At 57.3% G+C, this 13174-nt stretch carries 10 protein-coding genes and 1 riboswitch; of the genes, 5 read left to right on the top strand and 5 right to left on the bottom strand.

All coding sequences use genetic code 11. From position 1 onward, the window contains the following. Positions 1 to 14: 14 nt before the first annotated feature. Positions 15 to 482, bottom strand: coding sequence for a c-type cytochrome (locus K787_RS0104710; RefSeq protein WP_022961640.1), 468 nt, complete (start codon positions 480 to 482; stop codon positions 15 to 17). 111 nt (positions 483 to 593) lie between these two features. After that, a riboswitch (S-adenosyl-L-homocysteine riboswitch) is annotated at positions 594 to 822 on the top strand. A 21-nt stretch (positions 823 to 843) separates the two neighbouring features. On the opposite strand from K787_RS0104710, the gene ahcY reads away from it, so the two are divergent. The 4 genes from ahcY (at position 844) to K787_RS22205 (ending at position 5638) form a co-directional block, all read left to right on the top strand. Continuing rightward, the gene (gene ahcY, locus K787_RS0104705; protein WP_022961639.1) at positions 844 to 2253 is read left to right on the top strand and encodes an adenosylhomocysteinase; all 1410 of its coding nucleotides are present in this window, start codon (positions 844 to 846) and stop codon (positions 2251 to 2253) included. A gap of 104 nt (positions 2254 to 2357) precedes the next feature. Further along, on the top strand, positions 2358 to 3206 hold the full coding sequence (metF, locus tag K787_RS0104700; protein WP_022961638.1) for a methylenetetrahydrofolate reductase [NAD(P)H]: 849 nt from the start codon (positions 2358 to 2360) through the stop codon (positions 3204 to 3206). Between the two features lie 46 nt (positions 3207 to 3252). After that, a complete protein-coding gene (locus K787_RS22210; protein WP_084671941.1) occupies positions 3253 to 4020 on the top strand; it encodes a substrate-binding periplasmic protein in 768 nt (255 codons plus the stop codon). Positions 4021 to 4132: 112 nt separating this feature from the next. Then, positions 4133 to 5638 carry a DEAD/DEAH box helicase gene (locus K787_RS22205; protein ID WP_022961636.1) on the top strand — a complete coding sequence of 502 codons (1506 nt, stop codon included), beginning with the start codon at positions 4133 to 4135 and terminating at the stop codon, positions 5636 to 5638. 111 nt (positions 5639 to 5749) lie between these two features. On the opposite strand, the gene pgaD is transcribed toward K787_RS22205, so the two are convergent. Genes pgaD through pgaA form a run of 4 tightly spaced genes read right to left on the bottom strand, consistent with a single transcriptional unit; the run spans position 5750 to position 12034 of the window. Further along, the gene (gene pgaD / locus K787_RS22200) at positions 5750 to 6235 is read right to left on the bottom strand and encodes a poly-beta-1,6-N-acetyl-D-glucosamine biosynthesis protein PgaD (RefSeq protein WP_022961635.1); all 486 of its coding nucleotides are present in this window, start codon (positions 6233 to 6235) and stop codon (positions 5750 to 5752) included. After that, on the bottom strand, positions 6232 to 7572 hold the full coding sequence (gene pgaC, locus K787_RS0104680; RefSeq protein WP_022961634.1) for a poly-beta-1,6-N-acetyl-D-glucosamine synthase: 1341 nt from the start codon (positions 7570 to 7572) through the stop codon (positions 6232 to 6234). Before pgaC ends, pgaD begins: the two co-directional genes overlap by 4 nt. Continuing rightward, positions 7569 to 9575: a poly-beta-1,6-N-acetyl-D-glucosamine N-deacetylase PgaB gene (pgaB, locus tag K787_RS0104675; RefSeq protein WP_022961633.1), complete on the bottom strand. Its 2007-nt coding sequence runs from the start codon at positions 9573 to 9575 to the stop codon at positions 7569 to 7571. Before pgaB ends, pgaC begins: the two co-directional genes overlap by 4 nt. Further along, complete coding sequence (pgaA, locus tag K787_RS0104670) at positions 9575 to 12034, bottom strand: poly-beta-1,6 N-acetyl-D-glucosamine export porin PgaA (RefSeq protein WP_268870404.1); 2460 nt, start codon at positions 12032 to 12034, stop codon at positions 9575 to 9577. Before pgaA ends, pgaB begins: the two co-directional genes overlap by 1 nt. A 339-nt stretch (positions 12035 to 12373) precedes the next feature. Between pgaA and K787_RS0104665 the strand changes: the two genes are divergently transcribed. After that, the gene (locus tag K787_RS0104665) at positions 12374 to 13159 is read left to right on the top strand and encodes a universal stress protein (protein ID WP_022961631.1); all 786 of its coding nucleotides are present in this window, start codon (positions 12374 to 12376) and stop codon (positions 13157 to 13159) included. Positions 13160 to 13174: the final 15 nt, after the last annotated feature.

Raw genomic sequence — 13174 nt, 5'->3', positions numbered from 1 at the left:
CAAGCTTAGAATCACTACCGACGATAGCCGTCATGACACGCTTTGCAGGCCTGCTGTACCGCCTGCATCGCGGGGGTCACCTGCTCGGGGCTGTCGATGCCTGCAGCAGTGATGAGACTCAAGTCTGCTACAGCGGCCTGATACTGGGTGATGAGTTCGGCAAAACCATCGGCATCGGACCAGACTTCAGGCAACGCTGTGTTGGGCTGGGGGTTGTTCTGGTCAGGTTCGGGGAAATGCTCCCAGGGCGCGTCGGCCAGCTCAGCCAATTGGCTGGCATGGCTGGCAAAGACCTCGCCGTCGAAGGCCAGTCGGCCTGAGAGCATGCCGCCCATGGGCTCGCTGTGCGCCAGGAACTGTTTGAACACGGCCTGGCGCTGGCCTTCGGTCGAGTCCGGATCTGCTGACTGGCTGCCGCAGCCAGTCAGCAGTAGCGTCAAGGACAGGCAAGACAGTATTTTGCGGGTGGAGACAGATTGCATGGTTTCTTCCCGATCAGGATGAGATAAAAAGCGGGAGACAGTATCACGGCTTCCGCAAAGCGGGCCAAGTACGCGCTGTTTCAGTATGTGCTTGGCCGAATGATTTTGACCCCGCTCGAGGGGCGCTGCAGCGACCGACAGCTTTTTCAGCTAGCACTGAGTGCTTGCGTGGAGGCTCGGTGTCGGACCGTCGATGGCAAGGACGCCATCGATGAGCCTACAGGGATGTATTCACGGCGAGTCCGGCACCGGGCCTCCATGCGGGCACGATTCCAGCAGAAGGCTAACAGGTCGTCAGGCTCGAGCGGGGTCGTTAAAGAAACAACCGCGCCCATTCGCTAACTACGAATGGAGTAATCGCATGAGTGCTGTAATGAACAACAAGAACTTCAATGACTACAAGGTTGCCGATATCAGCCTGGCGGACTACGGTCGCCGTGAAATCATCATCGCCGAGTCGGAAATGCCCGCCCTGATGGCGATGCGCAACAAGTACAACGCCGAACAACCGCTCAAGGGTGCGAAGATCCTCGGCTGTATCCACATGACCATCCAGACCGCCGTGTTGATCGAAACCCTGGTTTCGTTGGGTGCCGAAGTGCGCTGGTCCTCGTGCAACATCTTCTCGACCCAGGACCATGCTGCTGCCGCCATCGCTGCTGCCGGCATTCCAGTATTTGCCTGGAAAGGCGAAACCGATGAAGAGTATGAATGGTGCATCAAGCAGACCATCCTCAAGGACGGCCAGCCCTGGGAAGCCAACATGGTACTGGACGATGGTGGCGACCTGACCGAGATCCTGCACAACCAATACCCAGCCATGCTCGACAAGGTCCATGGCGTAACCGAGGAAACCACCACCGGTGTGCATCGCCTGCTCGACATGCTGAAAAAAGGCACGCTGAAAATCCCGGCCATCAACGTCAACGATTCCGTTACCAAGAGCAAGAACGACAACAAATACGGTTGCCGTCACAGCCTTAACGACGCGATCAAGCGCGCCACCGACCACCTGCTGTCCGGCAAACAGGCACTGGTTATCGGCTACGGTGACGTCGGCAAAGGCTCGGCACAATCACTGCGTCAGGAAGGCATGATCGTCAAGGTCAGCGAAGTCGACCCGATCTGCGCGATGCAGGCCTGCATGGACGGCTTTGAGCTGGTCTCCCCGTTCAACAACGGCATCAATGACGGCACCGAACAGTGCATCAACGTCAACGTACTGGGCCGGATCGACCTGCTGGTGACGACCACTGGTAACGTTAACGTCTGCGACGCCAATATGCTCAAGGCCCTGAAAAAGCGTGCGATTGTCTGCAACATTGGGCATTTCGACAACGAGATCGATACTGCCTATACGCGCGCCAACTGGCACTGGGAAGAGGTCAAGCCGCAGGTGCACAAACTGCACCGCACCGGCAAGAGCAACTTCGACCCGACCAATGACGACTACCTGATCCTGCTGGCCGAAGGCCGCCTGGTCAACCTGGGTAACGCTACCGGTCACCCCAGCCGCATCATGGATGGCTCGTTTGCCAACCAGGTTCTGGCGCAGATTCACCTGTTTGGCCAAGCCTATGCCAAGCAACCAGCCGAGAAGAAAGCCGAGCTGCTGCGCGTTGAAGTGTTGCCGAAGAAACTGGACGAGGAAGTCGCCCTGGAAATGGTCAAAGGCTTTGGTGGCGTGATCACCAAGCTGACCAGCAAGCAGGCTGACTACATCGGCGTCAGCGTCGACGGCCCGTTCAAACCAGAAGACTACCGCTACTAAAATCAGCGGCAAGCCGTCTGCGGCAAGCTACCAGCGCAACGTGCCCGGCGCACTGACCGTTCGTAGCTTGTCGCTCAAAGCTTGAAGCTCGCGTGAGACAAAGCATGAGTGCAAATAGACAAAAACCCGTCAGTTTCGAATTCTTTCCGACCAAGACCGAAGCCGGGCATGAAAAACTGATTGCTACCGGCAAGGTGCTGGCGGCAGAAAACCCCGAATTCTTTTCGGTCACTTACGGCGCTGGCGGCTCGACCCGTGAAGGCACGCTGAAAACCGTCCTACAGCTGGATCAGGAAGTGCAGGTGCCCACTGCACCGCACCTGTCTTGTGTTGGCGACAGCAAAGAAGATCTGCGCAGCCTGCTGACCCTGTACCGCGAATCTGGCATCAAGCGTATCGTTGCATTGCGTGGCGACTTGCCTTCCGGCATGGGCCAGGCATCCGGCGAGTTGCGTTATGCCAACGAACTGGTGGAGTTCATCCGCGCAGAAACCGGTGATCACTTTCATATCGAGGTGGCCGCCTACCCGGAAGCGCATCCCCAGGCTCGGCATTTTGAAGCGGACCTGGAGAACTTCATCCGCAAGGCAAAGTCCGGTGCCGACAGCGCCATTACCCAGTACTTCTTCACCGCCGACTGCTACTTCTACTTTGTTGATCGCGTGCGCAAGGCCGGGGTGGATATACCCATTGTGCCGGGCATCATGCCGATCACCAATTACAGCAAACTGGCACGTTTTTCCGACGCATGTGGCGCTGAAATTCCACGCTGGATTCGCAAGCAACTGGAATCCTATGGCGACGACAGCGAGAGCATTAGCGCATTCGGCACACAAGTGATTAGCGAACTATGCCAACGTCTGATTGACGGCGGCGCACCGAGCCTGCATTTTTATACCTTGAATCAGGCCGAGCCGAGTCTGGCCGTCTGGCGCAACTTGCACGGCAGGTAATCCGGCTCCAGCACCCCAAACCCCAGCATGAGCCTGAAACGTAAGTATGAAGCTGTCATCTCTGACGATACTGCTATGGCTAACGGCTTGCATGAACGTGCAAGCCAAGTCGGTGCATATTGTCAGCGAGGATTGGCCGCCTTTTATTTACACGGAACAAGGACAAATAAAGGGCGCTGACAAAGACATTACTGAGCACGTGCTCAACCAACTCGGCTACCAGGCTACCTGGAACCTGATGCCCTGGCGACGGGTACTGCATAACGTGGCAACAGGCGCTGCAGATGCGATTTTGGACATAGCCCCCCACAAAGATCACCAGAATAGCTATCTGTTTACCAGCGAACCTTTATCCCGCCATGAAACCGTCCTCTTCCATGAGTTGCGCCGCCCGTTCGCTTTTACCCAGTTAAACGACCTTGATGGCCTGATTATCGGTGTGTCACCAGGCTATCTATACAACAATGCTGAATTTATCGGTTCCGACGCTTTTTTCCGCGAGCCCGCACCCAGCTTTGAAGCCAACTTGAAGAAACTGCTGCGCGGGCGTGTCGACATGGTCGCAATGAGCCGCCCCGTTGGGATCTATACCAGCCGCTTACTGGGCATAGAAAACCAGGTAGGCTTCCATAGCCAAGCATTGAGTAGCAGCGACTTTTATCTGGTGTTTCACCGTACGGAAAAATGGCGAGTCCCTGCTGAGCAGTTTTCCCAGGCGCTGCGGCAGTTCAAGAAGACTGAGCGGTACCGCGAAATACTTGAGGAATATGGGCTCGAATCCCGCGACGGCTTCTTGAACCTGACTGCACCCTGACCGCCAAGCAGACCGCACTGCGCTGCAGCATGCTTTCTGTTATACTCCGCGCTCTTCATTATCGGCCGCACGGACAACCCCTGTTCGCAACGGCCATCACAGGGTTATCTGAATGTCCTTTGCTACTCTCGGTCTCTCCGACGTGCTCGTGCGCGCCGTTGCAGCCACTGGTTATACCTCTCCTACACCTGTCCAGGCGCAAGCCATCCCCGCCGTACTCGAAGGTCGCGACCTGATGGTCGCCGCGCAGACCGGCACGGGCAAGACTGCAGGCTTTGCCCTGCCTATTATCGAAAAACTGTTCCCTGGTGGGCACCCCGACTCTACCCACCGCCGCACGCCTAAACAGGTTCGCGTCCTGGTGCTGACACCCACCCGCGAGCTGGCCGCACAGGTACATGAAAGCTTCGTCACCTACGGTGGCGAGTTGCCGATGAAAACGGCCTGCGTCTTTGGTGGTGTGGGTGCCAACCCGCAGATGAAAGCCATTGCCCCCGGTCTCGACGTGCTGGTTGCCTGCCCTGGTCGCCTGCTGGATCTGGTCGGCCAGCGTGCCGTGGATCTATCCAAGGTAGAAATCCTGGTACTCGACGAAGCCGACCGCATGCTCGATATGGGTTTTGTCCATGACGTCAAGAAAGTCATCGCCAAATTGCCTAGCCAGCGTCAAACGCTGCTGTTCTCGGCGACTTTCTCCAAAGACATCACCGACCTGGCTAACAAGCTGCTGGACAACCCTGCACGCATTCAGGTCACTCCGCCGAACACCACGGTCGAACGTATCTCCCAGACGGTTTACCGTGTGCCCGCAGGCCACAAGCGCGCACTGGTCGCTCACTTGATCACCATGGGCGCCTGGGAGCAAGTGCTGGTCTTTACCCGCACCAAGCATGGCGCCAACCGCCTCGCCGAGTATCTGGACAAGAACGGCCTGCCCGCTGCGGCCATTCATGGCAACAAGAGCCAGAGCGCCCGAACTAAAGCGCTGGCCGATTTCAAAGCCAACAAGCTGCGCATTCTGGTAGCCACCGATATCGCCGCCCGCGGTCTGGATATCGATCAACTGCCGCATGTGGTCAACTTTGAGCTGCCCAATGTATCCGAAGACTACGTGCACCGGATCGGCCGCACTGGTCGTGCCGGACGCAGCGGCGGCGCCGTATCACTGGTCAGCCCGGACGAAGAAAAGTTGCTCAAGGCCATCGAACGTATGACCAAGCAACAGATCGATGAGGGAACTCTAGAAGGTTTCGAGCCACCAGCTCAGGGCGAACTCAACAGTGACCGTCCCGAACGCGCGCGCGGCGCACCCAGCAGCGGTCGCGGCCAACGCCCTGCCGCCGGTGCCGGTGCTGGTGCAGGTCGTGGCCAAGGCCGTAGCGACAAGCCGCGTTCGGAAAAGCCTCGCAGTGACAAACCGCGTAGCGATCGCCCGCGCAGCAACCAACCGCCACGTGCCGCACGCCCTAACAGCGAGCCGCAGGACAGTGTCAGTGAAGAGCGTCGCCATCAGGCGAATGGCAACAAGAGCGCGCCCAGCACACCTCGTACTGAGAACTCGCGCAAGCCGGCAGGCAATCGTCCACAGCGTGAGAAGCCGGCCTTGTTCGGCCGATAAAGCCGACATCCAGCAAAAAAACGGGCCTCAACAGGCCCGTTTTTTTATTCTAGAATGAGCTAGCACCAATCTTCTCCCGCTGCTTCTAACTGAGCAAGCTGCGGCACGCTATCAGGAGAGCTCGCCAACCAACTCCGGCTTCACCAGCGGCTTACGAGCAGCGTAATGCTTGTTCAGATCCCGCATTTCCACTGACAGCAACTGACCATGCTCATCATTGTGAACGGTCAATACCTGCTGCTCCTGCAGCAGCTTGAGCAATCGATGATCCACGCCAAAACTAGTCGACAGCGTTTCATCGCTCATGATCGGCACGCGCTTACGGCGTTCGAATCCTGCCGCCTGCTTCTTTCGGTAAGCCGCCCAGATACTCAGAATACAAGCCACCAACAGGCTCAAGACCAGATATAACAGCAAACTATCCAAGCCTGATAGAAGCTGCGTACCCATTTCAATACGCGGCCCCTGTCTTTGGTCTGCTATTAGATCGGTGATCCCGTTATACAACAGCCAGACAAATACCACCCAGGCAATTAACGTGAGGATGATATCAATCAATCGCGGCAACCAGTGCCTTGGTGTGTAGATCAGATTCATCTGTTGCTCCTCGCAATACCACGATCTGGGCTAGTCCAGCGCGCGCGCTCCTGCCGCGGCCTGAGCATGACCCTGGGAAAGCTCGCCAAAGTGGTAAACAACGTAATCATCCAGAACACCAGCGGATACCATATGACCCAGAACAGCGTACGCCCCAGGCGTTCCTCATAGCGCCGCTCGATGAACAGACTAAGACTGAACTGCATAAGACAGACGCAGGCCAACACCAGCCCGGTAAAACCAGGAGGAACGATGCGTACCACCTGGAGATTTTCGGGGAGCACAAAGAACAGCCCCAGCGCCCATAGCACAATGGTGATGGCGAAGGTGAACGCCCATATTGCAGAAAGACAGAACTCCACCAGCAACGGCCACATATAACGGAAACGCCATTTCCAGATACTGGCGATGTTCTTGCGTAGCACCTCGGCCCCGCCGCGTGACCAGCGCAAGCGCTGCTTCCACAAGCCACGCAGGGTTTCGGGCATCAGAATCCAGCACAGCGCGCGGGGTTCATAGAAAATCGACCAGTGATCCAGCTGCAGCTTCCAGCTGATGTCGATATCTTCGGTAATCATATCCGGGCTCCAGTACCCGACCCGGTCCAACGCACTGCGGCGGAAAGCAGCGACCACACCAGAGACCGTAAAGACCCGGCCATAAACCCGCTGAGTGCGTTTGATCAAACCAATGATCGAGGAAAATTCCCCAACCTGAATGCGGCCAATCAGCGTGGAGCGTGTACGAATCCGGGGATTACCAGTTACCGCGCCGACGCGCGGATTTTCGATCAAGGGCGCTACCAGATAAGCCACGGCGTCTTCGGCCAACAGCGCATCGCCGTCGATGCACACTAGATATTCGCTACGGGCAGCCAAGGCGCCCATACGCAAAGCCACGGCCTTGCCCTGATTCTTGGCTAGATGCACAACGCGCACCAGCGGGTTTTGCTCGGCGAGTTGGTCTAGCCTTTCTCCGGTGTCATCGCTCGACCCATCATTAATGGCCACGACTTCGATGTTCTGATAGCGCTGAGCCAAGGCGGCGAGAACCGTTTCGTTCACGCGTGGCCCTTCGTTGAAGCAAGGTATCAATATGGATACCAGCGGGCTACCCGCCAGCTCCGGAGCCGGCACATCACCCTCGCGCGACCAGGGCCACTTGCGCTCCCAGTTAAACCAGAAGTACAGCCCCCCGGCTATCCACAGAGCGGACATCAGCAGCGGGTAGAAAAACACGAAGTTAAGCAACAGCGTGCCGGTGATGGCCAGCGCCAGCGCCAACGGCCCAAGCAACACTAGCACCAATACCACAATGGCAATTGTCCGCTCTCTCATCGCTGGGTACTCCATGCATTTGACAATGCCGGGCGTACTAGCTCGAGGCGCGGATTATCGGTATGGAAATCATCCGGGTAGTAGCCAAAGTGACGCACCCCTTCCCACTGCAGGCGATGCATCCAGCGCACCAACAACTCGCTATCTATGGGACCTTCCTGACCCACACGCCAATCGCGGGCCTGAAGTTCGAACAGGGTCTTGTCCATCGCATCGGGGTACTGCTTGACCTGGCGCACCAGGCGCGACAACCACGCATCTGAGTCCGCCTTGCTGACGCCTTCCATCAAGGGCATGGCCATAATGGCGGTCCAGTCATAGTTATTCAGAAAATCATGCATGTTCTGCGCGAACCAGGCCTCGCTTTCCGGCTCAAGGATCGGCATAGCGAAGATATTCCTTGCGGTTTTCACCTGCGGCCCGCGGATGGCCTTGACCTTATCCGCCAGCTCCAGGGTGAAATCGATCAGATACTGGCTCTTGAAGCGCGTCCAAGCAGCCATCTGCTCTGGATCAGCACGTAGCGCTGTCAGATCCAGGCTCAACCCAGCGTCGGCATAGGCCTGCCGCGCGGCGTTGCCGGCATCTTCAAAATCAGACAGCAGGGCGTCATCGTGAAACAACAGCCCGCTAAAGCTGGCATGCCCCGCCAGATCCTCGTAGATCTCGCCAATCTGTTTGCGCACTATTGGATCAAACGGCGACAGACGCTGGTATTGCACCGGATCCACGGTCGCATCATGCGCTCCTGCAGCAGCAATCGCTGTCACGCGCGGCAACGCCGGATCCAGATCAAAACTCATGACCGGCATCCAGGCATAGATTTCCACACCGGCACGGGTACGCAATTGCCAGGAGGCGCGATTGAACAGATCAGCACGCATGGGCAAGTGGCGGTTCGGGAAATACAGCTCCTTGACCGTGCCGTCGCCCTCGGGATCAGCATAGGCCTGCAGAAATACCGTATTGATGCGCAGATCGGCAATCCGCTGGATCAGTAAACCCAGATTGACCTCCATCTGCACCGGGTCAGAATCATAGACATAATCCAGATCCACGTGCGCTACGCGCATGGCTGGCATGTCCTGCATGCCGCTTATTGCGGCAGCGAAGCTCTGCGTGCTCGGGTCTTCACCGATCAGATAGCGCCCGGTATCGCGCAGATTCTCTACCGTCGCCAGGCCACCTTCCAACGTCAACGCCATCTGGTAGCCGTTTTTGTCCATCACTTCCAGCGCCATGCCGTTGGCAGCGCCATAGGGCCATACCCAAACTCGCGGGCTACGCCCAGTGACTTCACGGATTTTCTGGCTAATGCGCTGGATATCGGTATTGAGTCGGGCTTTATAAGCGTCACTGGTCTCGTACTTGCCCGTTACCGGATCGTATAGGCGATTGGCTGCGGCCGGCAGCTTATTGCCCTGAGCGTTGGCCAGCGTACCGAAGTGCAGGTTGTCCGTGTGCGCGCCAATTTCGACCAAACCCGAATCGGCTATTTCACGGATCTGCGCACGGGTTGCAAAGCGCTCACGAGGAACCGGCAGGCCGCCAAAATCAACCTTCTGATCTGCAGGGGTATCCATCCATGCGCCGACCGGGGCCAACACCGCTGGCCACTGATAGGCTTTAAGTACCGGCAGAACACGTTCACGGAAGCTGCTGAAGCCATCATCAAAGCTCAGCAATATGGCTTTTTCCGGCAACACCGCACCACCCTGGCGAGCCTCCAGGATCTGATCGATGGAGACCGCTTGGTAGCCGTTCTCGCGCAACCAGGCGAGCTGGTCGAGCAGATTGAGGGTACGCACAGACAGGAAGGTGTTGTCCGGATCAACGTCTTGCACGTCATGGTAGGCCAGGGCCAGAACATGATTTTTCGGCCAGGCAGCTTCCCGGCCGGTTTCTGGCCTATCCTGGGGAGCGGTGAAGGGTACCGACTGTTGCGCACAGGCTGCGCCAAGCAACAGGGTCAATAACAGGAAAATTCGTCCGAGCAATATCATCACAGACCCTTGAAACGGAAGTTGATATCGAGGACCAGCCGGTATTCATGCTCGCGGTCCCCATCATAGGGTCTGCTTAAAGCAGACAGCATAAAGCCGCTGTCGAACACGTCGTTCATACGTAGTCGCTGCCCATAACCAATCAAGCCCATACCACCACCGGCGAAGTCGCGCTGATCGTAGTAACCCAGGCCGAACTGCAGATCCTGACTCCACACCGTCTCGTAGCGGCGATGCAGAATGTGTGACAGATTGAGCGTTGAGAGCACACTGACATCTGAATCCGGATTAAAGTACGGGCCTTCCCCGCCCTGGCTGTTGCGGCTGGTCGACAGCTCCAGCCCGGCATCCAGTATCATGCGCGGGGCAGTAAAGACCCGCTGGCTACCATCGAGCACCAGACTCAGCCGGTCGTTACCGTCGCTGAACGACATCGGCAAGATGGACAAACTGACTTCCCGACGCTCGCTTTCACGCCAGCGCAGGTAACCTGACAGACTGTCTGCGTCGACATTACTGTTCAAAGCCCGCAGCGGCGTTGAGCCCGACAGCAGTTCGGCTGACCAGCCGTACTGCCAGACATCGTTGATGTCGTGAATACCAGCCAGCCTGGCGCCCGCACGACGGCCAAAGCCAAATTCATGACTGGACACTTCCGCTTCCAGGGTATTATTGCGAATACGATGTTCGATACCGGCACGCAGCCAGTCGTGCTCTGCATCTCCTTCAAGGAAATCACCACGACCGATACCGCCGCCGACGAACACCCGCCAGTCTTCCTTGAACGGCGAACTGTAAAGGACGGTTTCCAGACCAAAATCGCTGTTGCCTGAAACGCTATCCTCAGAACTTCTGCCGCGATAGCCGGCAACACGCAGCTCGGCCATATGATGAACATCGCGCAGTCGATCAACACGTTGTACACGGAGATTTTCTGGGAAACGCTCTACCAGATCGTCGGCAAGCACATCGACCTGCCGCCATTCCTGTAGTGCCAGCGCATTGGTGGCCTGACCCGCCTCGACCTCTATGGTTTTCGGCGCGGTGCTCTCGGCAATCTTCAACTGCTCTTCGGCACGCCGTGGCCAGCCTCGCGCGGCGTATACGCTGGCACGGCTGGTACGTAATGAAACGTTGCCTGGCGCGGCATCGGATAGACTCTCGAAAGCCTGCTGCGCTGCTGGCAAGTCGTCACGGTAAAGGGCATTGTTGGCAACCAGAATCTGGCTGTCGAGCCAGTTATTGTTTGGCCGCCCCTCAGGCACACCCAAGGGATAGATACGCGCTGGTTGGGCTTCGGCCAGTTGCTTGCTGAGCTGATCAGCTTCTTCCAGCTCTTCGCTTTCAATCAACGCGTAATAAAGGCTCTGGTGATCACTCAACCAGCTCTGGTCTTTGTCGTTGCTGGCCGCTATCACTTCGCGGTATAGCTCGACAGCCAACTCGGGCTGGCGCAGGTAAAGCATGGCACTGGCGGCCCAACGCAATGCATAAGGCGGCAACGCGACCTGCATGTCTTTCAATGCATAGTACTCATCGACGACGCCTTGCATGTCCACGCGCGCATGCAGAGCACCCATACGGTCGACACGGACACGAGCGACGTCGGCCTGCGCCTCGGGTAAAGCTGCCCACTCTTGCATCATTGCGTCGGCCTGGGACAATGCACGGTCGGCAATCACAAAGCGCTCGGATTCGGAGCGACTGGAGGTATCTGCCAGACGTACACGTTCGGCCAGGGCATCGGCGCGCATGACACGCAACTCGTCCTCCCCGAGCAGCTCCGAATGCTGCTCGGCAATGCTCAGGGCCTGCACTGGCAGACCCGCGCGCTGGAGGGCAAACAGATACTCGCGCAATATATCGCGACGTCCGGGAGCTAATGTCCAGGCACGGTCATATTCTGCCAACGAAGCGTGCTGCTGCCCGTCAAGCATCAATGCGTAGCCCAGCGCCAGGCGCGCTTCCAATTGCTTTGGAGCCTGCTCGGTCCAGACCCGGGCGCGTTTAATCGCGGCTGGCGTCTGACCCATATCGGCCATCGTCATTAATTGCGCTTGTAACAGATCGGCCCGCGCTGGTGCGAGTGAGCGAGCGAGCAGGAAGCCATTGACAGCTTGATCCCATTCACCACGGTTGCGTCTGGCACGAGCCATCGCCGCTACCGTATCGGGATGCTTTGCATATATAGCAGGATTGGATTGGTAAAGACGCAACACTTCATCATCTTCGCCAGCCCAACTGGCAATGAGTAGAAGATCAATATGCTGCGTGGGAGTCAGCGATGGCAACTGTCGAAGATAATTCAGCGCGGGCTGCTGGTCGCCAAGGCGCGCACGCTCTATCAGATCGCTGTAGGCCTGATCAGCCCAGACGAAACTGGAGCCCAAGGATAGACCCAAGGAGAAACAGCAAGCAATAACTCGCCTCCCTGCTAAGTTACTGAGCAATTCGGTCACTCCCCTTTCTAATGCTAATGCGAAAATATGACAAAAGAGCCATGCACGAGGAATCGTGATGGCTTATTAGTGTTAATACAATTGTAGGGTAATGTTAAGGAGTATCAAGCAAAAATGATACTAAATTGACGCTATATTTCCACGCAAGCTATAAAAGCTATTTTTTTGGCGCGACACATACAAGGATCGCTGAAGGATCGCGGCAATCAATATAGTACTGAGGGACTTAGCGCTATTGACCTGAATCATAGCCAAGCCTGCCAGGGATGCTAGGCTAAGGATACAGGCGTTGCCGACAGCCGGGCCTGAACAACAACACTTACCAGCAGGAGCTTGCCCATGCCCCAACATTATATACTCAGCGTCGACTATTCAGATGGCTGGAGCAGAATGCTTGAGCATCTGCCAGCTATTACCGCGCTGACAGGCCTAACCCACCTTACGCTGGTCCACGTGGTCGAGACATTCAAGCGCCTGCATATCGAAGACACTCCGCAAGCCGCCGAATCACATCTGAAGAAACTGGCCGCGCAACTGCAACAGGACCAGGGCATTCAGGTCGACTACCGCGTAGAGCAGGGCTTTGCCGCCTCGGAAATCGTCGATTGCGCCAAACGGCTGGATGCCGACGGCATCATCGTCCTTAACCGCAGCCATTCCGCAGGGCGGGAAATTCTTCGCGGCAATATTGCCATGAACCTGGTGCGCATGACCCGTCTGCCTTTGCTGGTAGTACCCATGGACGGCAAGGTGATCGAACCTGACGCGGTCATCATGCTGGCCACCGACGGCTCGCCCTCGGCGCGGGCTGCCGAGCGCCGTTTCGGCGAATTCATGCAGCGCGGCAACCATGGCTTGGTGGTCTGGGTTGATGATGGTGAACACATTGAAGACACCACGGCCCAGGAGGCGCTGGTAACGATCAGCGGCCAGTTCGACAACGCCACGGCCCAGCGCCTCAAAGGGGAACCCGCACGGGAACTGGTCAAGGCTGCCGCGCAGGAAAATGCCGCGCTGATCATCATTGGCAAACGCGGCACCACACCAATCAGCGACATGCTGCTCGGCAGCACGGCGGCGACCGTGGCGCGCGAATCACACCATCCGGTGCTGCTGGTGCCCTGAGACCCGCCCCTCCGT

This window comes from Halopseudomonas pelagia CL-AP6 (genome assembly GCF_000410875.1).
Taxonomy (GTDB): domain Bacteria; phylum Pseudomonadota; class Gammaproteobacteria; order Pseudomonadales; family Pseudomonadaceae; genus Halopseudomonas; species Halopseudomonas pelagia.
Note: the sequence above shows the minus strand (reverse complement) of the source record. Positions and strands in the feature narration are given on the sequence as shown.